This window comes from Brevibacillus sp. WF146 (assembly GCF_001673705.2).
GTDB classification, from domain to species: domain Bacteria; phylum Bacillota; class Bacilli; order Brevibacillales; family Brevibacillaceae; genus Brevibacillus; species Brevibacillus thermoruber.
On record NZ_CP109943.1, the window covers coordinates 2,075,978 to 2,100,309 of the forward strand.

Annotated in this window: 18 protein-coding genes; 16 read left to right on the top strand and 2 right to left on the bottom strand. The window is 57.2% G+C overall.

Annotated elements, in window-relative coordinates; genetic code table 11:
* The first annotated feature begins 12 nt into the window (after positions 1–12).
* The 13 genes from A6764_RS10335 (at position 13) to ltrA (ending at position 17,246) form a co-directional block, all read left to right on the top strand.
* The gene (locus A6764_RS10335; protein ID WP_065066591.1) at positions 13–948 is read left to right on the top strand and encodes a succinylglutamate desuccinylase/aspartoacylase family protein; all 936 of its coding nucleotides are present in this window, start codon (positions 13–15) and stop codon (positions 946–948) included.
* A 5-nt stretch (positions 949–953) separates the two neighbouring features.
* Positions 954–2,141 carry a hypothetical protein gene (locus tag A6764_RS10340; protein ID WP_065066590.1) on the top strand — a complete coding sequence of 396 codons (1,188 nt, stop codon included), beginning with the start codon at positions 954–956 and terminating at the stop codon, positions 2,139–2,141.
* Positions 2,142–2,154: 13 nt separating this feature from the next.
* Positions 2,155–3,474: an aspartate aminotransferase family protein gene (locus tag A6764_RS10345; protein ID WP_065066589.1), complete on the top strand. Its 1,320-nt coding sequence runs from the start codon at positions 2,155–2,157 to the stop codon at positions 3,472–3,474.
* Positions 3,475–3,486: 12 nt separating this feature from the next.
* Positions 3,487–4,473 carry an ABC transporter ATP-binding protein gene (locus A6764_RS10350; RefSeq protein WP_044898185.1) on the top strand — a complete coding sequence of 329 codons (987 nt, stop codon included), beginning with the start codon at positions 3,487–3,489 and terminating at the stop codon, positions 4,471–4,473.
* The gene (locus A6764_RS10355; RefSeq protein ID WP_065066588.1) at positions 4,470–5,462 is read left to right on the top strand and encodes an ABC transporter ATP-binding protein; all 993 of its coding nucleotides are present in this window, start codon (positions 4,470–4,472) and stop codon (positions 5,460–5,462) included. Before A6764_RS10350 ends, A6764_RS10355 begins: the two co-directional genes overlap by 4 nt.
* A 26-nt stretch (positions 5,463–5,488) precedes the next feature.
* A complete protein-coding gene (locus A6764_RS10360; protein WP_065066587.1) occupies positions 5,489–5,827 on the top strand; it encodes a cupin domain-containing protein in 339 nt (112 codons plus the stop codon).
* A 235-nt stretch (positions 5,828–6,062) separates the two neighbouring features.
* Entirely contained in the window at positions 6,063–7,259 is a 1,197-nt protein-coding gene (locus A6764_RS10365; RefSeq protein ID WP_065066586.1) for an iron-containing alcohol dehydrogenase, read from the top strand.
* A gap of 381 nt (positions 7,260–7,640) precedes the next feature.
* A complete protein-coding gene (locus A6764_RS10370) occupies positions 7,641–8,996 on the top strand; it encodes a cytochrome ubiquinol oxidase subunit I (protein WP_065066585.1) in 1,356 nt (451 codons plus the stop codon).
* A gap of 8 nt (positions 8,997–9,004) precedes the next feature.
* On the top strand, positions 9,005–10,018 hold the full coding sequence (locus tag A6764_RS10375) for a cytochrome d ubiquinol oxidase subunit II (protein ID WP_029098857.1): 1,014 nt from the start codon (positions 9,005–9,007) through the stop codon (positions 10,016–10,018).
* Between the two features lie 356 nt (positions 10,019–10,374).
* Positions 10,375–12,516, top strand: coding sequence for a hydantoinase/oxoprolinase family protein (locus A6764_RS10380; protein ID WP_044898215.1), 2,142 nt, complete (start codon positions 10,375–10,377; stop codon positions 12,514–12,516).
* A 60-nt stretch (positions 12,517–12,576) separates the two neighbouring features.
* Positions 12,577–14,847, top strand: a complete 2,271-nt coding sequence (locus A6764_RS10385; RefSeq protein WP_413541988.1) for a hydantoinase B/oxoprolinase family protein — start codon at positions 12,577–12,579, stop codon at positions 14,845–14,847.
* A gap of 27 nt (positions 14,848–14,874) precedes the next feature.
* A complete protein-coding gene (locus A6764_RS10390) occupies positions 14,875–15,381 on the top strand; it encodes an acetone carboxylase subunit gamma (protein WP_044898190.1) in 507 nt (168 codons plus the stop codon).
* A 602-nt stretch (positions 15,382–15,983) separates the two neighbouring features.
* Positions 15,984–17,246 carry a group II intron reverse transcriptase/maturase gene (gene ltrA, locus A6764_RS10395; protein WP_065068426.1) on the top strand — a complete coding sequence of 421 codons (1,263 nt, stop codon included), beginning with the start codon at positions 15,984–15,986 and terminating at the stop codon, positions 17,244–17,246.
* 81 nt (positions 17,247–17,327) lie between these two features.
* Here the strand turns inward: ltrA and A6764_RS10400 are convergent, their stop codons facing one another.
* Together A6764_RS10400 and A6764_RS10405 are read right to left on the bottom strand one after the other, a co-directional pair.
* Entirely contained in the window at positions 17,328–19,259 is a 1,932-nt protein-coding gene (locus A6764_RS10400) for a sigma-54-dependent Fis family transcriptional regulator (RefSeq protein ID WP_065066584.1), read from the bottom strand.
* A 165-nt stretch (positions 19,260–19,424) separates the two neighbouring features.
* Positions 19,425–20,963 (bottom strand): NAD(P)H-hydrate dehydratase, encoded by a 1,539-nt coding sequence (locus tag A6764_RS10405; RefSeq protein WP_264622497.1) that lies wholly within the window; start codon positions 20,961–20,963, stop codon positions 19,425–19,427.
* Positions 20,964–21,178: 215 nt separating this feature from the next.
* On the opposite strand from A6764_RS10405, the gene A6764_RS10410 reads away from it, so the two are divergent.
* The 3 genes from A6764_RS10410 (at position 21,179) to A6764_RS10420 (ending at position 24,129) form a co-directional block, all read left to right on the top strand.
* Complete coding sequence (locus tag A6764_RS10410; protein WP_083989738.1) at positions 21,179–21,877, top strand: hypothetical protein; 699 nt, start codon at positions 21,179–21,181, stop codon at positions 21,875–21,877.
* A 180-nt stretch (positions 21,878–22,057) separates the two neighbouring features.
* Entirely contained in the window at positions 22,058–22,780 is a 723-nt protein-coding gene (locus tag A6764_RS10415) for a response regulator transcription factor (protein WP_065066573.1), read from the top strand.
* A complete protein-coding gene (locus tag A6764_RS10420) occupies positions 22,777–24,129 on the top strand; it encodes a sensor histidine kinase (RefSeq protein WP_065066572.1) in 1,353 nt (450 codons plus the stop codon). Before A6764_RS10415 ends, A6764_RS10420 begins: the two co-directional genes overlap by 4 nt.
* The last annotated feature ends 203 nt before the right edge of the window (positions 24,130–24,332 follow it).

The window sequence follows — 24,332 nt, forward strand, 5'->3', positions numbered from 1 at the left end:
GAGGATGATCACATGAACGCTGCAGCACGCACTTATACGGAAATACCGGTCACCCATCTGTCCAACGGGATGAAGGTGACACTGCCCCTGCACACCATTTATGGAAAAAAGGCGGGACCGGTGCTGGGATTGTCTGCGGTCATTCACGGGGATGAAATCATCGGCGCAGAGATCCTGCGCCGGGTATACGAACGGCTGAACGAAGAAGAACTCTCCGGTATGGTGATGATCATGCCGGTGGCGAACCCGCTTGCCTTCGAGTCGTTGACCAGAAACACGCCGCTCGACATGAACAACTTGAATCGCGTGTTCCCGGGCGACCCGCAGGGATGGATAACGGAACAGATGGCCCACGTGATCGCCACCCAATTCCTTGACAAGCTGGACGCCTACATCGATCTGCACGCGGGAGGCGCGGTGCCGATTGTCGATTACGTGTACATCCAAAATGACGAGGCCCTGTCCCGGGCGTTCAATTTTCCGGTGCTCTACCGTCCAAGCCATCCGTATGAGGGGACGACCGCGACCTATACCACAGCAAAAGGCATTCCCAGCGTGACGGTGGAAGTAGGGGGCGGCCCCAACTTTGAACGGGACGTGGAGCGCGGGGTTTCCGGTATCTTCAACTGCATGCGCCATCTGAAGATGCTGCCGGGTGACGTGGAGCCGGCGCCCAAGCAGGTGGTGATGACGGAGATCCGGATTATCCGTCCGACACAGGGGGGCATCATGGTGCCGGCTTTCGACTTCAGCGCCGTCGGTTCCGTTATAGAGGGCGAGCAGGTGCTGGCTCGAACGTACAATCCGCAGACCTTTGAGGAACTGGAAGTGATTCGCACGCCGTTCAAGCGGAATCTGGTCATTCTCATGCGGGGCCTTCTGCACAAGGTGAATCCGGGGGACTATGGGTTCATGATCGGAAATCTGGATACCGCCGAGGAGGAGTAAGCCGCATGGTCAAGCATGATCCGCTCGACATGAGGCTCTCCCGCGAGTACTGCCGCATCGTGCTGGGAATGGACAAGCTGTACCGTGAAGGGCACGGGTCGACGAACGAGGCATCGTTTGACCGGGAAGGCCTGGTCCCCATCAATCTGACCGATGAAACGCCCCATCTGTACGAGAGCTGGGAGCAAGTGCGCCAGGATCTGATCGGGCTGAGAAAACGGTATCTCGCGGTAGAAAATGAGATGCGCCGCAATTACATGCAGCAGCAGATCGGTTCGCTGCTCGCGCTGGCCGAATGGTGCTCCGGCAGGGACATCCCGTTTCGCGAAAAAGTACGGGGCTTCCTGTATGTAAACGAAAACCCGGTCCCTCGTTCCGAACGATCCCGCCTGCATCAGAAGCTGGACGATCTGCTGTCCTGGCGAGGGTTTCGCGGTAGCCTGCAGGAGAAGGTCGCGGCCTGGGAAGAAGCGCGCCGCGTGCCTCATGATGAACTGGAATCTGTCGTAAAGGAACTGCTGGATCAAGCCAAAGAACAGGTCGTTCGGCACCTGTTCCCGCAGATGGCCGATATCGAGGTCACGCCGGAAATCGTCTACGGGGTTCCCTACCAGGCCTACTGTGATTACGTGAACAGCAAGATGTACCTCAACGGTGATCTGTCCTACACCTATGAGGCGCTCAGGCACTTGGTCACACACGAATGCTTTCCCGGCCACACCACGCACATGCGCATCCGGGAGCTGGGCGTCAAAGCGGGCACCCTGCCGCTTGATGCTGGTCTGGTCATCACCAATACGGCCTCCAGTCCGGTTTTCGAAGGCATTGCCGACAACGGCATGCGCTTTATCCAGTGGGGAACGACTCCGGACGATGAGATCTACGAAGTCTATCAGCAGATTCGCTCGATCTCCGGATTGAACGCTGCCCATATGATTCATGCGGAGCACAAAACACTGGAGGAAGCACGCGCCTTCCTTAGGGAGTTTGCCTTCGGTCAAGAGAGCTGGATCGCCTCCCGGCTGCGATTTATCACTCATTCCCTGCGGGCGCCGTTCATCTACAGTTACTGGCGCGGCAACGAAGCGGTGCACGAGGCATACCGGCGGGTGCCCAAGGAAGAGCGAACGCAGTTCTATCAGTTCCTGTATGCCAACATGCTGTCGGCGGATACGGTAAAACAATACGGATAAAGAGGTGTCATGTATGAACCATACGAAATCGCGAGAGCTGTACGAAAAGGCGAGCATGCTGGTGCCGGGAGGAGTTCATTCCAATTCCCGCTTCCGCTTTCCTCATCCGCTCTACTACAAACAGGCGGAGGGGGCACATATTTGGGACCTGGACGAGAATCGCTACATCGACGTGGTGATGGGCAACGGCGCCGTCATTCTGGGGCACAACGACAAGGATTTCAAGGAGCGCATGACGTCCTACATGGCAAGCGGCATCGTAACCGGGTTGGAAACGGAGCTGAGCGTCAAGGCGGCGGAAAGGTTCCTTTCCTTTGTCAAGACGGCAGAGCAGGTCCGCTTCACGAACACGGGAACCGAAGCGACCATGCACACGATGATGATTGCCCGCAGCTATACCGGCAAACAGCATGTGGCGGTCATCGAAGGGGCATACAACGGCTGGCACGATGCCGTTTATGTCAGCACATGGCCCGATCTGACCAAGGCGGGCGATGCTTCCGCGCCCAAATCCCTGCCCGGTTCGGTCGGCCTTTTGCAAGACGTGGTGGAAAGCACGCTGGTGTTGCCGTTCAACGATCTGACGGCAGCGGAAACACTGCTGACGGAGAATCAGCACCGGATTGCCGCCGTCATTCTTGAGCCGACGATGATTGATGTGGGGTACATTCCGGCGAAACGCGACTACCTGCAGGGGCTGCGCCGCATTTGCGACCAGCTTGGCATCCTTCTGGTCTTTGACGAACTGCTGACAGGCTTTCGCGACGCCCCGGGAGGCGCACAGCAGTACTATGGGGTAACCCCCGATCTCGCCACCTTCGGAAAGGCCATCGCCAACGGGTATATGCTGGCCGCTGTCGCCGGAAAAGCGAAAATCTTTGAAACCGTCACACCGGGGAAAGGTGCCTGCTCGTTTATCGGCACGTACAACGGGCATCAGGTCTCACTGGCAGCTTCACTCGCCTTCATGGAGCTGTATGAAGAAAAGCGTGTCTTCGAGACGCTGCAAACGCGAACGGAACAATTGATGGCAGAATTTGACCGATTGGCGAAAAAACACGGGGTTCCCGCCAGAATGCAAGGGCGGGGCGGCCATTTCCACTGGTATTTTACCGACCAGGAGATTGCGAACTATCGTGATGCCGCGGCCAGCAGCAAAGAGGATTACACGCGCTTCACCGAGCAATTGGCCCACAAAAACGTATACTGCCTTCCCAACTATCTCTCGCATCACGCGATCTCGCTGGCGCACGACGATGCCATCCTGGAAACGCTGATCACCGCCATGGATGAAAGTCTGGAACACGTAGCCAAACAGAAAGCGGCCAAGTAAGGGGGAGGGAGTATGGAGCGCCAACCTGTTCTGGAAGTAAGGGATTTGACCACCACCTTCTACTCCCAAGGACAATCGTTTCATGCCATTAGCGGCGTTTCCTTTGCGATCAACCAAGGCGAGACACTTGGCGTGGTCGGCGAGTCCGGCTGTGGAAAAAGCGTGACCTCCCTGTCCATCATGGGGCTGATCAAGCCGCCGGGAAAGGTGAGCGGCGGGCACATCCTGTTCAAGGGAACCGATTTGCTCACCCTTGGCAAAAAGGAGCTGCGCGAGATCCGGGGCAATCGAATCGCGATGATTTTCCAGGAGCCGATGACTTCGCTCAACCCGGTCTACACCATCGGCAATCAGATCGGCGAAGTGCTCAAAATCCACACGAGGCTGAAGAAACGGGAGCGCATGGCACGCACCGTGGAATTGCTGCGGATGGTTGGCATTCCCCGCGCGGAAGAAATTGTCCATGACTATCCCCATCAATTGTCCGGGGGCATGCGTCAGCGGGTGATGATCGCTATGGCGATGGCCTGCGCTCCGGAGCTCTTGATCGCCGATGAACCGACGACGGCACTTGACGTGACGATTCAGGCGCAGATTTTGGAGCTGATGAAAGACCTGCAGCGCAAAAACAAGATGGCGATGATGCTGATCACCCATGATCTTGGCGTCGTGTCCGAAGTATGCGACCAGGTCATCGTCATGTACGCCGGCATGATCGTGGAAAAAGGGCCGGTGCGTCAGATCCTGGACAATCCGCAGCATCCCTACACAAAAGGGCTTCTCGCGTCACTGCCGAAAAACGCGAAGGCCAGCCGGCGGCTTTCGTACATCCCGGGTCAGGTACCGCCGCCTACCCAATGGGGGCGGGGATGCCGCTTTGCCGACCGCTGTTCGTGGGCAACCGAACAGTGCAGGCAGGAACTGCCGCCCCTGTTTTCAGCCGGTCCGGCATCGCAGGCTGCCTGCTGGCTCTTGAAAGAGGGAGGGGGAACAGCATGAGGGACACCGCGCAATCAGCATCAGCGGAAGAGGTTCTGCTGGAAGTAAGCGGACTTACGAAGCACTATCCCATCAAGAAAGGGATTTTCTCCAGGCAGGTGGGAGCGGTAAAAGCAGTGGATGGCGTCAGTTTTTCGGTGAAACGGGGGGAGACGCTGGGCATCGTCGGGGAGAGCGGCTGCGGAAAATCCACCACCGCCCGCCTCGTCATCCGGCTGTTAAAAGAGACGGCAGGTTCCATCCGGTTTGAAGGTCGGGAGCTGACTGCGCTGTCGGCGGGGGAACTGCGAACGGTGCGTCGGGACATGCAGATGATTTTTCAGGACCCGTATGCATCGTTGAATCCGCGTTGGACAGTGGAGCGTACACTGCTGGAGCCGATGCTTGTTTATGGCATCGGGAGCAAAGGCGAGCAGAGAGACCGGGTCCAAGAGCTTCTGACCCATGTCGGGCTGAATCCGAGTTATGCCAAGCGGTACCCCCATGAGTTCAGCGGCGGGCAGCGGCAGCGGATCGGGATCGCCCGCGCGTTGGTGCTTCATCCGAAACTGATCATCGCTGACGAACCCGTATCCGCGCTGGATATCTCGATCCAGGCCCAGGTGATCAACCTGCTGCAGGATCTGCAGGATCAGTACAGGCTCACGTATCTGTTTATCTCCCACGACCTGTCGGTTGTTCGTCACATCTCCGATCGGGTCGCGGTCATGTACCTAGGCCGGATCGTGGAACTGGCGGAGACGGAAAAACTTTTTGCGACCCCGCTGCATCCGTACACGGAAGCGCTGATGTCAGCCGTTCCGGACGTGCAGGGTGCCAAAAAGGAGCGGATCATTCTGCGCGGCGACGTTCCCAGTCCGGCCAATCCGCCGGCAGGATGCGCGTTTCATACACGCTGTCCGCGCTGCATGGACATCTGCAAAACCGAGGCGCCGCCACTCAAGGAAGCGGCTCCGGGTCAACTGGCTGCCTGCCATTTGTACGCATAGACAATACGGGTGAAGGAGGACTTCCCATGATGATTGCGCGCGCCAACGAGGTACAGGCCGAACCCGTACCGGGCGTTATCCTGAAGACCCTGTTTCCCTTCCACGCACTCGAAGGGGGGAAGACCCGTTTTGGCATGGTCACCATTCCCCCCGGGGGCCGGATTCCCGTCACGGGTCTCGCCCCGCACGATGAGGACGAGTATTCGATCCTGGTAAAAGGATCCATGGTGACCACAATCGGTGAAAGGGAATACCGGCTGCAGGCTGGTGATGCAACGCTGATTCCGGCGGGCGAAGCACATGCGGTGCATAATGACGGAGACGAAGAGTGCGTGTTGGTATGGGCGCTGGTAAAACGCACGTGACGGATTGAATAGAACCGGTCGTTTGTGGACTGTCCCCTGCTCTCGCAGGGGACGGTTTTTTGTTTTCCCGGTTCTACAAACAAGGGATACGGCATAGGATCAAACGTCGTCGGAAAAGGGAAAGTCGGACATGCCGGTGTATCCGCCAGATGGAGCAGGGATGGGAAAGCGCGGCTTCGGCACGAGCAGGTCATGTGCGCGGCCTTGTCCGATAGAATCATGAAGGGGGAATACGATGGCGATTCATGAAGTGCGAATGCCCGGCCGCATCTTGTACGGACGCGGCTCCTTCGCGGAAGTAGGCAGGATGGCTGCCTCTTTGGGAAAAAACGTGTTGATCGTCAGCGATCCGATCATGGACAGGATGGGCAATGTAGCGGCTTGTGAACAGTATCTGTCCGAACAGGGCATTCCTTGCGCCAAATACGTCGGGGTTGATTCCGAGCCGACGGACCGCCATGTGGACGAAGCGCTAACCATGTGCAGGGAACGGGGGTGCGATACCCTGGTGGCCGTAGGCGGCGGCAGTTGTTTGGATACCGCCAAGGCGGCAGCCTTGCTCATGACGAACGGGGGCCACATCCGGGACTATGTGGGCAGCCACAAGCCCTTTGCGAACAAACCGCTCCCGCTCATTGCCGTACCCACTACGGCAGGTACAGGCTCTGAGGTGACCAAGGTGACGGTTATCATCGACACGGAACAGGACGTCAAGATGATGCTGGCGCGGCCGGAACTGCTTCCGGCTGTCGCAATTGTAGATCCCATCCTGACCCTGTCGTGCCCGCCGTCGGTTACAGCCGCCACCGGGGTGGACGCGTTATGCCATGCCATGGAGGCGTTTATTTCCCGCTGCGCCCAGCCGGTCACGGACGCATGGGCCTTGCAGGCGATCGAACTCATCATGAAGAATCTCCGCTTGGCGTATGAGCAGGGAGACAACCTGGAGGCGAGGGAACAGATGGCCCTGGCGTCCATGCTGGCCGGTGCGGCGTTTTCCAATGCATCCGTGACGCTCGTCCACGGCATGTCCCGCCCGATCGGCGCCATGTTTCACGTTCCGCACGGCGTTTCCAATGCCATGCTGCTTCCGGCCGTACTGGAGTTTACCAAAGAAAGCGCTCTGGAACGGTTGGCGATCATCGGACGGATCATTGCGTCGGATGGGACGGGGCGATCGGAAGCGGAAACGGTTGACAAGCTGATTCTGGAGATCAAAAGGTTATGCCGGGATTTGCAGATTCCGAACGTGAAGACATGGGGCATCGACAAAACCAGGTGGAATCAGGTGGTATCGAAAATGGCGGCGGATGCTTTGGCCAGCGGCAGCCCGGGCAATCATCCCCGAATTCCGACCCATGACGAATTGGTCCAGCTCTATCATGTCTGTTATGACTATGATTTCAGCGTACACACGGAAAGCATGGGGTAACTCGTCATACAGCAGGCGAACATGGCATCGGCAGCAGACAACCAACGGTACGCCGGTATCGCAAACCGGGTCGCGGAAGATGGCCGCATGACTGCCCGGTAGGGAACAGCACGCACAAAAAAGGCGGCGAGGTACACTCGCTGCCATTTTCCTATGTGATGGCCCGCATGCAGGCTGAACCGGCAAGAGGCGGAGATGGAAATTCCTGCATATGGGGAGCGGGATTGGGAAAAATAAGGCAGCGGATGGGAGGGAATCAGACATGCAGTCCTTTCGCAAGCAAGAAATTCGGCTGGCTTATTTCTGTTTCGGGATTTCCTTTCTCTTGCTGATTGCTTTGCTCATGAAGTGGATGCGTGGGTAAACGAAAGGAGAAGAACCGTGTTTGCATTTGACCAGGTGATCGCAGCCAGACTGCTGACCTCGCTTACATTGGGCTTTCACATCATTTTCGCGACGATGGGGGTGGGAATTCCCCTGTGCATCTCGTTGGCGGAATTCGTCGGGTTGTGGAAAAAAGACGTCCATTACCTTCTCCTGGCCCGACGATGGGCACGGGGGTATGTGATCACGGTTGCCGTGGGAGTCGTGACGGGGACCTGCATCGCGCTGCAGCTTGTCTTTCTGTGGCCGGGTTTTATGCAGCTCGCCGGCAAGGTGATCGGGTTGCCGCTGTTTTTGGAGACATTCGCCTTTTTCTTTGAAGCGATTTTTCTGGGGATGTACCTGTACACGTGGGATCGCTTCCAAAACCCGTGGCTTCATTGGGTTTTGTCTGTTCCCATCATTATGGGGGCGGTTGGTTCCGCTTGTTTCATTACCTCTGTCAATGCGTTCATGAATACGCCCCAAGGCTTTCGGCTGGAAAACGGCGTGATCACCGCGATCGATCCGTGGCAGGCCATGTTTAATCCGGCTGCGCCGTCGAAGGTGGCTCATGTGCTGTCGTCGGCGTTTTTGACGGTCTCGTTCGTGTTGGCCGCGATCGCCGCGTATCACCTCTATCGAAAGAAACAGCATGAGTACTATCAAAAGGCGCTCGGGTTTACGATGCTCCTTGCCTTGGTGTTTTCCGTTCTCAATACGGTGATGGGAGACTGGTCCGGAAAATTTTTGGCCGAATCCCAACCGGAAAAACTGGCCGCAGGGGAGTGGCATTTTCATACAGGAGCCCGGGCGAAGCTGATTGTCGGCGGCATTTTACACGAAGACACCTTGGAAACGGAGTATGCGTTGGGCATCCCCCTGCTGTTAAGCATCCTGGCGAAAGGAACCCCCGATGCGAAGGTAATCGGGCTGGATCAGTTTCCCCGCGAGCTTTGGCCGCCGCTGTACGTGCACTACTTCTTCGACCTGATGGTGGGGTTGGGGGCGTATTTGTTTGTCGTGTCGTTCCTGTTTGTCGGCTTGTCCTTTTTGCAGAAGAGAGGCAAACTGACGCGGTTTTCGAGATACAATCGCCCCGTCCTCGCCGCCATCATGGCTGGCGGCCCGTTTGCCGTGCTGGCCACGGAGTGCGGCTGGATTTTTGCCGAAGTCGGCCGGCAGCCGTGGATTTTGCGGGGGGTTTTGCGAACGGGCGAAGCAGTCACTCCGGCGGCTTACCTGCCTGAAATGCTTGTGTTGTTTGTCTTGCTGTATGTATTCCTGGCTGTGCTGGTGACGAGCGTGCTCGTTCGATTGTTCCGCAAAACACCACCGGAAGTGGAGCTGGAAGCCAGAAAAATCATCTTGTAGGGGGCGCCATGGAACTGCACAAGATTGGCATTGCCATCGCGTGGATCTTTCTGTACGGGTATCTGATCGTCGCTTCCATTGATTTTGGTGCCGGGTTTTTCTCCTTTTACGGAAAGCTGACGAAACGCGACCACATCATCAACGCGATTATTGACCGGTATTTGTCCCCGGTGTGGGAGGTAACGAATGTCTTTTTGATTTTTTTCGTGTATGCGGTCATCGGCTTTTTTCCGGACGTCGCCTACATGTATGGCGTCGCGCTGCTCGTTCCCGGAAGCGTGGCGCTGCTGCTGATCGCGATTCGGGGGTCGTTCTATGCGTTTGCCAATTACGGAGCGCGAAAAAACACGGTGTACCTGTTTGTCTATGGAGTGACGGGGCTGTTCATCCCGGCTTCGTTGGCCACGCTGTTGACGATCTCCGAGGGTGGTTTTATTTCGGTCGACGGACAGCGCGTGGAACTTCTCCTGCATCAGCTTGTCCGCAGCCCGTACGCCTGGGTGGTCGTCCTGTTGGCCATTGTCAGCGTTCTGTTCATCAGCGCGTCCTTTTTAACCTACTATGCGGATCGGGCGAACGATACGGAGGCGCGGGAGGTGCTGCGCCGGTTTGCCCTGTACAACAGCCTGCCGACGATCTTTGTGAGTTTCCTCGCCTTCTTTACGATCCGTACCCATAATCCCGAGCATTTTGAGCGGATGCTTTCCATGAGTTGGATGTTTATGGCTTCTCTCGCCTGCTTTCTCCTTGCGCTGGCGTTGATCATCCAGCGGAAATGGTACGGAACCGCCTTTCTCTTTGTCATGCTGCAGTTTGCCTTTGCATTCTTCGGGTATGGCCGTTCCCATCTGCCGTATCTGCTGTATCCCTATCTGACCGTAGAATCGGGGGTGACCAGCGATGCGATGGGCGTGGCGCTGATTGCGGCCTTTGTTGGCGGCATTCTGCTGCTGATTCCGTCCTTGTTTTTGCTCATGCGGCTGTTTGTTTTCAGCGCGACTTACGTGCAGGGGAGGAAGTAGGATCTGCGGGCAGCGTGAGGGAACAGAACACAGGCAGCCGGCGCTCTGAGTGGAGTGCCGGCTGTTTTTTTTTTTTTTTGCGCGCCGCGGGCAGACCGCAGCCGGTGTGAAAACAGTGGACGAGCTGTTCACCCGTGTAGCGAACACGTGTAGCGAATCGCTACAGGCAGCTCCATCTGCGGAAGAGGAGGCCGGTTGTCTCCGCGCGGAAAATCCCTGCCGCAGAACGCGGAAATTCCATGCATGGCTGCGGACCAGGGTTGGCATCGTTTGTGCTTGCTGGTAGATGCAGCAAGAGCGGGCCTCTTGTGTGAACGAATCAACGACTCATGGATGGAAGGGAGATGATTTACCACATGGGAAGCATTAATGCGCAAATTCTCGCGATCGACGCCGGAGGCACCATGACCGACACCTTCATCATCAACGACAAAGGGGAATTTGTGGTCGGCAAGGCGCAGTCCACCCCTGACGACGAGTCGATCGGCCTCTTGAACTCGGCGCGTGATGCCCTCTCCTACTGGAACACCACGGTGGAAGAGGCGTTCCCCCAGTTGGTGGCGGGCGTGTATTCCGGGACGGCGATGCTCAACCGCCTGGTTTCCCGGAAAGGACGGCGCGTCGGGCTGATCGTCAACAAAGGGATGGAAGACTTCCACCGGATGGGGAGAGCCATTCAGGCTTATCTCGGGTACTCGTATTCGGACCGCCTGCATCTGAACACACACCGCTACGACCCGCCCCTGGTACCGCGGGAGCTGACACGGGGGGTCACCGAACGGGTCGACCTGTTTGGCAATGTGGTGATTCCGCTGTATGAACACGAAGTGGAGCAAGCGGTGGTCGAGCTGTTGGATCAGCAGGTGGAAGCCATCGTCATCAGCTTCCTCCATTCCTACAAGTACCCTGCGCATGAGCGCAAGGTCCGCGACATGGCGAAGGCCATCATGAACAAACGGGGCCAAGAGGTGCCGATTTTCGCGTCGGTCGACTACTACCCGCTGCGCAAGGAGTCGCACCGAACCAATACCACCATCATCGAGGCGTATGCGGCCGATCCGTCCCGTGAAACGCTGCTGAAGATCGACAAGCGGGTCAAGGAGAGAGGGGCCAAATTCGACCTGCGGGTGATGGCCAGCCATGGCGGAACGATCAGCTACCGGGCGAATGAACTGGCTCGCACGCTGGTGTCGGGACCGATCGGCGGCGTTGTGGGGGCCAAGTATTTGGGCGAGCACCTGGGCATCCGCAACATCGCGTGTTCGGACATCGGCGGGACCAGTTTTGACATGGCGCTGATCACGCAGGGGGATCTGAGCATCAATACGAGTCCGGACATGGCACGCCTGGTCCTGTCTCTGCCGTTGGTCGCGATGGATACGGTGGGGGCCGGTGCCGGCAGTTTCGTCCGGATCGACCCGAACTTCAAGTCGATTACGCTGGGGCCGGACAGCGCCGGATACCGGGTAGGCGTGTGCAATCCGGCGGGCGGCATTGAAACCGTTACCGTATCCGACTGCCACGTCGTGCTCGGATTGATCAATCCCGACAATTTCCTGGGAGGAGAGGTGAAACTGTATCCGGAGCGAGCGTACCAGGCGGTCAAGGAACAAATCGCCGATCCGCTCGGCCTGACGGTGGAGGACGCCGCCTACGGAGTGATCGATCTCCTGGAGTCGCAGCTCCGCAATTACCTGGAATCGATGATTCTCGGCAAGGGGTACTCTCCTTCCCAATACGTGTGCTTCTCGTACGGCGGGGGCGGACCGCTGCACACGGCCGGCTACACCAAAGGGCTCGGCTTTGAGGACATCCTGGTCCCGGCGTGGGCTGCCGGATTTTCCGCCTTCGGATGCGGGGCGGCCGATTTCGAGTACCGCTACGACAAAACGCTGGACATCAATGTAAACGCGGCCGCGGCCGAACAGGAGAAAACGGACGCGATCGGCGAACTGCAGCAGGCATGGGTGGAACTGATGGACAAAGTGGCCGACGAATTTGAGAAAAACGGATTCCCGCGCAATCAGGTCGAATTCCGCTTCTACTTCCGCATGCAGTATCAGGGGCAGTTGAACGACCTGGAAATCGAATCGCCGATCCAGGCACTGCGCACGGTGGAAGACTGGAATGTGCTGGTTCACACCTTTGAGGAGACGTACGGCCGCGTGTATGCGAAAGCCGCCCGTTCCCCCGAACTGGGCTACTCGGTGACCGGAGCGATTGTTCGCGGGATCGTCGAAGTGCCGAAGCCGAAAATTCCGGAAGAGCCGCTCGGCGGCGAACAGCCTCCGCAGGACGCGTACCTGGGCACCCGCCCTGTGTATTGGAAAGGGAAGTGGACGACGGCCGACATCTGGGAAATGGAAAAACTAAAAGCGGGCAATCGGATCAAGGGGTTTGCCATCCTGGAATCGTCCGCGACGACGTTTGTCATACCGCCGGGGTATGAGACGCGTCTGGATCGCCACCGCATCTTTCACCTGAAGGAACCCAAATGAGCGCAATCGATGGCGCCATTGGCTTGAGAAAAATGGGAGGAGGGATTGGAAGTGGCAAATGTGCAGAGTGAATGGTTGGTTCAAAACAATGCCCGCCGTCCGATCGGCTTTCATGGAAAAACGCTCAAACAAATGAGGGAAGAGATTGACCGGCTGAGCCGCGAAACCGGTCACTATGCCGGGTTGAAGGAACTGCCGTTCAAGGAATCGGAGCCGATTCGGTACGAAAAAATATTCGCGAAACTGCGTGGAGGTGTGGTTCATGCCCGCGAGACGGCCAAGCGGGTGGCCGCTTCCCCCATCGTCGAACAGGAAGGGGAACTGTGTTTTACCCTGTACACGCCGGAAGCGGATTCCATCGTGACCTCGACGGGCATCATCATCCACGTGGGAACGATGGGCGCTGCGATCAAGTACATGATCAAAAACGACTACGAGGAAAATCCGGGCATCGAACCGGGCGACATCTTCTGCAACAACGACTGCCAGATCGGCAACGTACACCCGTGCGACGTGCATACCATCGTGCCGATTTTCTGGGGACATGAACTGGTCGGCTGGGTGGGCGGCGTCACCCACGTGATCGATGTCGGGGCCACCGCTCCCGGCAGCATGACGGTCGGGCCCGTGACGCGATACGATGACGGCTATCAGGTGGCCTGCCGAAAAATCGGCAAAAACGACACGCTGCTGAAAGACTGGCTGATTGAGAGCCAGCGCTCCGTCCGCACGACCAAATACTGGCTGCTGGATGAACGGACCCGCGTCGCCGGCTGCCACATGATCCGCGACCTGGTGCTGCAGATCATCGAAGAGGAAGGCATTGACACGTACAAACAGTTTATCCGGGAAGTGATCGAGGACGGCCGGCGCGGGTTCATCAACCAGGTGAAGTCGATGACCATTCCGGGCACATACCGCGGCGTTTCGTTCGTTGACGTCCCCTATCAAAATCTGGACGTGCCGCCGTATGCGCGGGTAAACACCATCATGCACGCCCCGTCCGAGATGACGATTCACAAGGACGGGAAACTGGAAATCGACTTTGAAGGGGTCAACCGCTGGGGCTGGCACAGCTACAACGCGACGCCGGTCTCGATTACCAGCGGGATCTGGGTGATGCTCTCCCAAACCTTGATCCCGAACGACCGGGTCAACGACGGCGCCTATTACGCAAGCCGGTTTGGCCTGCCCTACGGCTCCTGGCTGAATCCCGACGACATCCGCACCGCCCACAGCTACGCCTGGCATTTCCTCGTTTCCGCCTGGAGCCCGCTGTGGCGTTCGCTGAGCCGGACCTATTTTGCCCGCGGCTATCTGGAAGAAGTGAACGCGGGGAACGCGAATACCAGCAACTGGCTGCAGGGCGGCGGGTACAACCAGTTTCATGAAAACCACGCGGTCAACAGCTTCGAATCGGCAGCAGAAGGCGTCGGGGCGAGTGCGGTCAAGGACGGTATCGATCACGCCGCCGCCGTATGGAATCCCGAAGGCGACATGGGGGACATGGAAATCTGGGAGCTGGCCGAACCGCTCTTGTACCTCGGACGGTCGATCAAGCCGAACACGGGCGGATACGGAAAATACCGGGGAGGAAACGGGTACGAAACCCTGCGGATGGTCTGGGGAGCCAAGGACTGGACCATGTTCTTCATGGGCAATGGCTACATGTCCAGCGATTGCGGCCTGATGGGCGGCTATCCGGCCGCTTCCGGGTACCGGTTCGAAGCGCACGGGACCAACATCAAGGAACTGATCGAAAAGAAACGGCCGCTGCCGTTGGGAGGAGATCCGGACCCCGGCAATCCGCAGTACGAAAAACTGATCACCGCCAAAGAAATCAAACGTGACAAGCAGGCGATCACGACCGAAGAGATTTTTGACAATTACGACTTGTATCTGAATTACCTGCGGGGAGGCCCCGGTTTTGGCGATCCGCTCGAGCGCAATCCGAAAGCGATCGAAACCGACCTGAACGAAGGTCATCTGCTGCCGGCCTATGCAGAGAAAGTGTACGGCGCCGTCATCGCCCAGGACCAGAAAGGCCGCTGGGTGGTCGATGAGGTGAAGACCGAACAGCGCCGGGCCGAAATCAGAAAAGAGCGGATCAAGCGCGGCAAACCCACGCGCGAATGGATGAAGCAGGAGAGGGAGAACATCCTCAACAAGCAGGCGGCCATTCAGGTTCGTCACATGTACGCCGGCAGCTTTGCCCTCAGCGAGAAATTCACCAAACAGTTCAAGGAGTTCTGGGATCTGCCGGAAGAGTGGATCATCAAGGAAAGCGAATTGGGCATCCCGGTATTCGGGGCCCGCAATCAAATCCAATAGCGACAGGGGAGCCAAGGAGGTTGAGCCATGCCCAAATACGACAAGCGTACGATTGAAGAACTGATCGACGGCACGATTGATTTTTTCAAACTGAAGGAGATGCTCTCCCATTTTAAAGATCCCGAGCGGTTTGACACCTATCTCGGCATCCTGCAGGAACGGGTGCCGTGGGAAGACCGGATTCTCCTCCCGGCCGGCCTGCACTTGTACATCGTGCAAAAAGAAAGCGGCGACCGCATCGTGAAGTGCGATTGCGGCCACGAATTCTGCGACTACCGGGACAACTGGAAACTGCATGCGCTGATATACGTCCGGGATACGGAAGAGAAGCTGGAGGAACTGTATCCCAAACTGCTGGCGCCCGACCCGCAGTGGCAGGTGATCCGGGAATACTACTGCCCGTCATGCGGCGTGCAGTTGGAAGTGGAAAACGTGACGCCCTGGTATCCGGTCATCAAGGATTTCGAGCCCGACATCGACGCGTTTTATGAAGAATGGCTCGGACGTCCCGTGCCCCAGCCGAACGTGGGATAGCACAACAGACAAAAGGCGACGATCTTCGCAAAGATCGTCGCTTTTTGCGGTGCGCCCGGCATGGGCGGTAGCTATAGGGTGAAAGTCCCGAACGGGGGTTGGCTGTACCAACCGTTAGCCTAAGGCAAGGGTGTCCGCCGCGAGGCGGAATCTGAAGGAAGCCGGCGGCAAAGTCCCGACCTGAGGTACACGAACCCGATTTGAGGCTGTTGTACTTGGGCGAGCCTGCCGCACAAGGTGAAGCCCCATACAGCCAAAGGGTACAACAGTAAATTGGGCAGGTACATGGGACGAAGGCTACCGCTCTTACCCGGGGAGGTCTGCATGGTACGCCTACTATCGTTGGCAACCGCCTCCGTGAGGGGGCGTTGAACATGCAGAAGTCAGCAGAGGCCATAGTACCCCAATCGGGGACGCCTGAGGGGGAAGGGCCGAACATCAAGTCAGCATATGTCCCAACCTCTTTCGATACGGTGTGTCGAAGCAGAATTCAGAACTGGAACTTCCTCTGGAGAGTAGGGGTGAAGCCCCGAGGGTACAGAGAAGGGCTGAGCATCGTACGGCAAGCTTGGCGACATGTGCGCGGAGGAAGGAGTATCGTTATGGATCTGCTGGAGAAGGTTCTGTCTCGGGACAACCTCACGGCCGCCCTCAAACGAGTGGAAGCCAACAAAGGCGCTGCGGGAGTCGACGGTGTTTCAACTGAACAACTGCGCGACTACCTTCGCCTGCACTGGGCGACCATCCGGTCGCAAATCGAGACGGAAACCTACAAACCGACTCCTGTTCGCAGGGTCGAAATCCCGAAACCTGACGGGGGAATACGGTTGCTAGGCATCCCTACCGTGGTAGATCGCTTCATCCAGCAGGCCATCCTGCAGGTATTGACTCCCATCTTTGACCCAGAATTCTCCGATTCAAGCCTCGGATTCCGCCCGGGTCGCCGCGCTCACAATGCTGTGCAGAGAGCGCAACAGTACATCAAGGAAGGATTCCGGTATGTGGTCGACATCGACCTGGAGAAGTTCTTCGACCGGGTCAACCATGACATCCTGATGAGCCGGGTAGCCCGCAAGGTGAAGGACAAGCGTCTCCTTAAACTAATCCGCGCTTACCTGCAATCCGGAGTTATGGTCAACGGAGTGTGCGTCTCAACGGAAGAGGGTACACCGCAAGGTGGCCCCCTGAGTCCGTTGTTGGCCAACATTCTGCTGGACGACTTGGACAAGGAACTGGAAAGGAGGGGACACCGTTTCTGCCGCTATGCGGACGACTGCAACATCTATGTCCGCACCAAACGCGCGGGGGAACGGGTAAAGGCGAGCGTGGAGCGATACTTGACCAGGGTGCTCAAACTCAAGATAAACCAACAGAAAAGTGCGGTAGATCGGCCGTGCAATCGAAAGTTCCTCGGCTTTAGCTTTGCTCCGGGAAAAGAGGCACGGATACGCCTGCATCCCAAATCGATCATCCGGTTAAAAGAACGAATTCGCCAACTGACCAACCCGCATTGGAGCATCCCTATACAGGAGCGAATTCAAAAACTCAACCAATACCTCATGGGATGGATCGGATATTTTGCGTTGGCTGAGGCGAAAACCCACCTCCTGCGGATTGAGGAATGGATTCGCCGAAGGCTCCGTCTCTGCCTGTGGACGCAATGGAAACGAATCCGTACGCGATACCGCGAACTTCGTTCCCTCGGTCTTCCCCACAGCAAAGCACTGGAGATTGCAAATACCCGCAAGGGTGCATGGCGAACAACCAAATCTCCGCACATTCACAAAGCCCTTGGTATTACCTACTGGCAACAACAAGGGCTCATGAGTTTGGTGCAGCGATATTTCGCACTTCGTCAAGCTTGATGAACCGCCGTATACCGGACGGTATGTACGGTGGTGTGAGAGGACGGGGGTTAGTCGCCCCCTCCTACTCGATTAAACGGCTTACAGCATGTTGTATTTCTTTAATTTCCGGTACAGGGTGGTGCGGGCGATGTTGCAGCGTCGGGCGATTTCCGACAAGTTTCCGTTCGTCTCCCGGAACAATTGGGCGAGCAGCCGTTTTTCTTCCTGCTCCAAGGGAGACGTCGACGGGTTCGCCCTGTTTGCCAGCAGCAAATAGCCGGGCAGATCGGACAGGTGAATGCGCTCCCCGGCGGTAAACAGAACCGCGTGCTCGATTGCGTTTTCCAGTTCCCGGATATTTCCCGGCCAATGGTAGCTGCGAAGGAACGCCAGCACCTCATCATCTGCGGCGGTCACCCGCTTGCCGTGTTTTTGCGCAAATGTTCGGATCAGGTGGCTGCACAACAAAAGGACATCGTCGCCCCGCTCCCGCAGGGGAGGGAGCGCCAACTGCACCACATTCAGCCGGTAATACAGGTCGGAGCGGAATTTTCCGTCCTTGACAAGCTGCTCAAGATTCTGGTTGGTGGCGGCGATAATGCGCACATCGACGGAAACGGGCTTGGACGATCCGAGGCGGACGATTTCCTTTTCCTGCAGCACGCGCAGCAGGAACACCTGCAAATCCAGCGGCATTTCACCGATTTCATCGAGAAAGATGGTCCCGCCGTTCGCTTCTTCAAATTTTCCCGTTTTTCCTTTCGGATTGCCGCCTGTAAAGGTGCCGGTCTCGTATCCGAACAATTCGCTGGCGATCAATTCTTTCGGAATGGCTCCGCAGTTGATCGCGAGAAAAGGGGCGCGATGACGCGGACTGGCCAGGTGGATCGCGCGGGCGAACCGTTCCTTGCCGGTGCCGCTTTCTCCCGTGATCAAAACCGGGACATTGGTGGGCGCGACGATTTGACTCTTGAGAACGACGTTGTTCAATACGCTTGATTCGCCGATGATGTCCGCCCAATGATTGGCGGGCACGGGAATGGATGGGCGATGGTGCGTCGATTTGTGGAAATGAAGGAGGAAGCCGACCCGTTTGCGGTCCTTGTACACGTTTTCGATGGAGATGGTCAATTGCGGTGCGGGTAAATAGACGTCGGCTTGCGGGTCGTTGAGGGTCAGCAAGGCGGACTTCAGGGGAGACAGGTCGGATCGTGCCCAAAACGCCCGCCTGTCTTCCAACTGCAGCAGGGACAGGGCACTGGACGTTGCGGCAACCACTTGCAATGCTTCGTCCAGCATGATCATCGGGGCGTGTTTCCGCTTTTCCTCCGCCTGCAGGAAACAGGCCTTCAGATAATGGCGCGTTTCCAGGGCAGCCTCCCGAAACTGCTGTTCAATCGTTTTCGCCGTCATCACCGCAGTTCCCAGGGAATGAGGTTGGGCCAAATCGCAGGGGCCGGTCAAGTCGATCACACCCAACAACTGGCCAGTCAGCGGATCTTGAACCGGGGCGGCTGAACAGATCCAGGGGTGGGCCCCTTCGCAAAAATGCTCGTAGGCAAAAATCTGGATCGGCTGTTTCGCCGCGATGCAGGTCCCGATCGCATTGGTTCCGGCCGATTCTTCGCTCCAGTCAGAACCGGGCACAAAATTCATGCGTTCCGCTTTCTGCAAGATCCGCTGTTCTCCTTGGACGTGAATGATTCTTCCTTTGTTGTCGCACAGGGTGATGAGGTAGTGGGTGCCTTCGATCTGTCGAGCCAAATCCTGCAGGATGGGCAGGGAAACCTGGGAGAGGTGGGACTGGTTGACCCAGTCAACCAATTCATCGTCAGTCATTACGATGGAGGCCTGCTTTTGGAGAGGGTTGACGCCTTTGGTTTGACAGCGCTTCCACGATTGGTACACATTCATCCTCATGTCTGGCGGTTCGCGCTTTTCGAAAACAAAGCGGTTCCACACCTCTTCCAGCTTCTGCAATGCTTCGTGGATGCTGCTGATTGAGTGAATAGCTATATACGGATTGGTCATAACTATCCCCCCAATGAACATGTACGAACTGAGCATTATTATACCAAAATTCTAATAATTTCAACAATATATCGTTTTGTAAATTTTGTATGATCCTCCCGGCTTTTGGTTTTGTCGAAAAGGGGAAAAAGGGGACATGATTCCCCCTTCTCCGCATGTCAGCCGCTACAATTCCTCAAGGATGTCCCCCGCAATCAGCGAATACCCCGACGGCCGCTTGGCCGCGGCGCGATCACCGGCGGAACCGTGGAGCCAGACGGCGAGGCAGGCTGCGTGGTCGGCGGGCAGTCCTTGGGCGAGCAGGCCGCCGATCATTCCGGCCAGGACGTCGCCAGCGCCGCCGGTCGCCATGCCGGGGTTGCCCGTCGGGTTTATGTACGCGCGGCCGTCTGGTGTAGCGACCACCGTACCGGCTCCTTTCAGCACCAGCGTCAGCCGATGGTGGCGGGCGTAGGAGCGGGCCAGCTCGATCCGGTTCTGCTGTACCTCGCTTGTCGCCACTTTGGCGAGTCGGGCCATCTCTCCGGGATGCGGGGTCAGGATGGTGGGTGCTTCGCGCTTCGGCCAAGACGGGAAATGGTCGGCGTCAGCCAGCATGTTCAAGGCGTCGGCGTCCAGGACCAGCGGACCGTTCGTCTCCTCCCACAGCATGCGCAGCCAGTCCGCATCGCCGGGAAAGCGTCCCAGCCCCGGGCCGATGACGGTGACGCTGCGGCTGCGGACCAGCGCGATCAGCTTTTCCCGGGCTTCAGGCAGATTCCACTCCCCGGTAAGCCCGGCCAGCATCACTTCGGGCACATGTCCGATCAGCGCGGGGAGGAGTGCGTCGGGCATTACCCAGGTCACCAGCCCGCTGCCTGCACGGAGCGCCGCTTTGCTGCAGAGCAGCCCTGCCCCGCTCATCTCTCGGCTGCCTGCCACGACAAGCACGTGTCCGTAGGTTCCCTTGTGGGTGTCGGCTTGACGCGGCAATCGCGGGTCCAGCCGGAACCGTTCTCGAAACAATTGTTCGCCGAGCAGGAAGGTTTGCACGCCGAATGTGTCGGCGAGTGACGGCCAGATGCCGATGGGGCGTACGACGACCTCTCCCGCCTTGTCCAGGCCGCCTGTCTGAACCAGCCCCCGTTTGAGAAAAGCGAGGGCCACCGTGCGCGCGGCCTGAATGCAGGGATCGTGGGGCATGCCGGTATCCGCGTCCAGACCGCTGGGAATGTCGGCGGAAATGATCGGCAGCCCGCTCGCGTTTGCTTCCCGGATCAGATCCGCGTAGGGGCCGTGCGGAGCGCCTTTGCTGCCCGTCCCCAACAGCGCGTCGACGATTCCGTCAAATGAGCGCCAATCCACAGGGGAAGTGCCGTACACGATGGCGGGTATCCCCAATCGCCGCGCGATTTCCTGCTGCCGCGCGGCCTCCCCTGTCAACTGTTCCGGCGATTGTGCGAAAAGGAGGGTGACGTCTACGCCGCTTTCCATCAGATGCCGCGCCGCCACCAGTCCGTCGCCGCCGTTGTTCCCTTTTCCGACGAGGATCGCCCAGCGGGGTGGTCGTTTCCCTTTGTCCATCCCGTGGGTGCGGGAGAATTCCTGGACGTCGCGGGCGATGGCGCTGCCCGCGTTTTCCATCAGCACGGCGGCCGGAATGCCGATCACGTCGATTACATGCCGGTCCATCTTTTGCATCTCTTCGGCGGTTACCACATACATGGATCGCGGACTCCTTTCCCAAAACGACTGCGTGTGACCCCATCATACCACAGGGAAGGGGATTTGATGGTCGATTTTGCCTGTGTGGCGGGTTCTCCAGCGATGAACGGCCCATACTCTTTTCACGATTTTTCCATCGTTTTTCCGAACTTTCCCGGCATTCTTTCCCTACAATCGGACGTGCAAGGCAAGATCAAACCAAAGGAGTGTGGATGATGATGAAAAAAATCCTTTCCGTATCGCTGCTCACGACCAGTTTGCTGGTCAATGGGGCGGGGATCATCCATGCGGAAGAGCAGTCGGATGCGCAGCCAAAATGGAAGCAAACCCCGGAATACCAGGCGATTCAAACGCTGCAGGAACAGCGCAAGCAGTTGAACGCCCAGCTCAAGGCCCAAGGGGAGCAGAACCGGGCGGCATGGGAAGCCCTGCGGAGCGGCGTTCCCCAAGAGGTATGGGACACCGTGAAACGCGTAATGAACGAAATCAAGCCGCTGCGGGAAGAAAACAAACAACTCGCAGCCGCACTGAAAGAGGCCAAGCAAGCAAAAGATGAGGAGCGGATTCGCGAGATCAAAGCGGAATTGGAGGCGAACCATCAAGCGATTGAAGCGAAGCTGGCCCCGATCCAATCGCAGTGGGAGCAGGTCAAAGAGCTGCGTAGCGCATTGAAGGAGACGAAATCCCAAGTGAAGCCGATCCGGGAAGAGAAGAAGGCGAATCACCAAAAGGTTGTCGAACTCCGTACCGACATAAAAGAGACGATGAAGAATGCAAAAGAGGCTTACAAGAACGGCCAGGAAACGGAATGGAAAGACGCCCTGGGAGATGCAGCCGATCTTCTCGAGCAGTTGAACGCCGTGAAAACAGAGATTTTGTCTCAGAAACAGGCAATCTATGAGATTCTGAAATAGGTGTACCCGTCTGTATGCATGTGACACCGGTTCCGGTACCGCGGAACCGGTTTTTGCCTTTTCCCCAAAGAAAGTATGGGAAAAGTGTGGGATGTATGGGAAAACGTCCGGTTTTGTCGGTTCCTTCCCGATTTTGATGTACAATAGCTGGTGAATCTATCAGATGGCGGAGGAAGTCGCATGAAACCCTACCAAATTGCCATTGTGGATGATGATGCCAACATTCGCCAGATCGTCGAGGCGTATCTGCAAAAAGAAGGATACCAGACAGTCGGACTGGAGACGGCAGAAGAGGCGCTTCGTCTGTGGGAAACCCGTCCTCCCGATCTTTGGGTGCTGGATATCATGCTGCCGGGTATGAACGGGTATGAATTTTGCCGCCGCATCCGGAGGGAGACCGAAACCCCGATCATCATGATTTCCGCACGGGACGAAGAGGTAGACAAAATTCTCGGACTGGAATTGGGCAGCGATGACTACCTGACCAAGCCGTTCAGTCCGCGCGAGCTGGTGGCCAGGGTAAACCGATCCCTGCGCCGCTGGGAATACATGAGGAATCGTTCGACGACAGCGCCGAATGAGGACAAGGAGGCTGCCGCAGACAGGGAAGAGGTTCCTGCTCTTCTGCTTGATACGGAAAAACGGCGTGTCTACTGGCAGGGAAAAGAAGTGGAGGTGACGGTAAAAGAGTTTCAACTGCTGCGTCTCTTTGCCGACCATCCCAATCGCGCGTTTTCCCGGGAAGAATTGCTTGCGCTGGTGTGGGGAGACGACTATTTCGGCAGTGATCGCGTCGTCGATGACCTTGTGAGAAGGGTGCGCAAAAAATTGGACGGGATTCCACTGGACACGGTTTGGGGATTTGGATACCGTCTGCGGGATCAACAGGAGCAGGCAAAATGAAACTGCTGTACCGGATCACGCTGGCGTTTGGCCTCTTGCTGATTGTGGTAACCGGGGTATCCGCTTACCTGATCAATTCGTTCCTCCTGGAAAACCTGATTGAGCAGCAAAGAAGAGAGCTTGCCTTGAAAGGCCAGGTGTGGATCGAAAAGGTGAAAGCATCCGGCGAAACAATCAAGCCGGAAGAGATCCAGGAGCTGAGCAGGTTGGTTGTCTCCAATCGAAAGGTGGAGATCCTGCTCCTCGGGAGACGAAAAAAAGTGCTGTACACCACGCTTCCGTCGGCCAGTCTGGATCAATGGATCGATCAGTTGGAACGGAAGGCGAAGAAGAGACAGGATAAAAACATTTGGATGATTGGCAGCGATGACTATATCGTGGTGACGCTTCCCTTGAAAAACGGCGAGAACCAGAGGCTGCTGCTGGCAACGCCGGTTCGCGGCCTAAAGGACATGCGGATGGAACTGACCGGCAATATCATGGCAAGTCTGCTGCTCGGGGCGATTTGCGCCATCATCCTCAGCTTTTTCATCACGCGGAGCCTGGTCACCCCCCTGAGCAGGCTGACGGAGGAGATCAAGAAAGTGCAGCGCCGCCGATTTTCCGAGGTGGAAATGATTCCGGCCAGCGGGGAGATCGCCGAGGTTACCAAGAGCGTGTATTTTATGGCGCAGGAATTGGATCGGTTTCACAGCAGCCAAAAGCAGTTCTTTCAAAACGCCTCGCATGAATTGAAGACACCGCTCATGTCGATTCAAGGGTACGCGGAGGGCATACGGGATGGCGTCTTTACAGGGGAATCCGCACGCCAGGGACTGGATGTGATCGTGAAAGAGACCACGCGATTGAAAAACATCGTGACGGAAATGATTCTTCTCGCCAAGTTGGAAAGTGAAGAAGATCTGTTCCATCCGTCCGAAGTCTCCGTTCTGGAACTGGTGCATCAAGCGGTGGAGCGGCTGCATCCGCTGATGATGCAAAACGGCGTGGACATTGCTGTGAGGTGCGGCGCAGCGAATCCCCGGATCAACGTCGACAGCGAGAAATTTCTGCAAGCCGTGCTGAACATCCTGGGAAACGCAGTGCGGCATGCACGGGAACACATCGAGATCAGCATCGAGGAAAAAAACCGGCACGTGCTGATCGACATCATCGACGACGGAGAAGGAATCCCGGACGACCTGCTCCCCAACTTGTTCCATCGCTTCGTGAAGGGGAAAAACGGGGAAACCGGTCTGGGGCTGGCCATTTCCAGAGCGATTGTCGAACGATCGGGCGGCACCATCGAGGCAGGGAATGGGAGGACGGGTGCTGTCTTTCGGATCAGGATGCCGCTGCTTCACGGCTGAGTGTCATGCGGCATGCCGCTTGGAGTGAATCCGGCTGTCCATATCAGGGAAGCCAGCCGGATTCTCCAGGCCCGCGGCAGAAAGAGCTGAAGAAAAGGAAAAAAATTCATTGACATCATCTCGGGAGGCCGATAGTATATGTATTAACAGAAAATATCGAATAAACTGAAAGAAAAACACAGTTTTACATGATAAAACAGAAC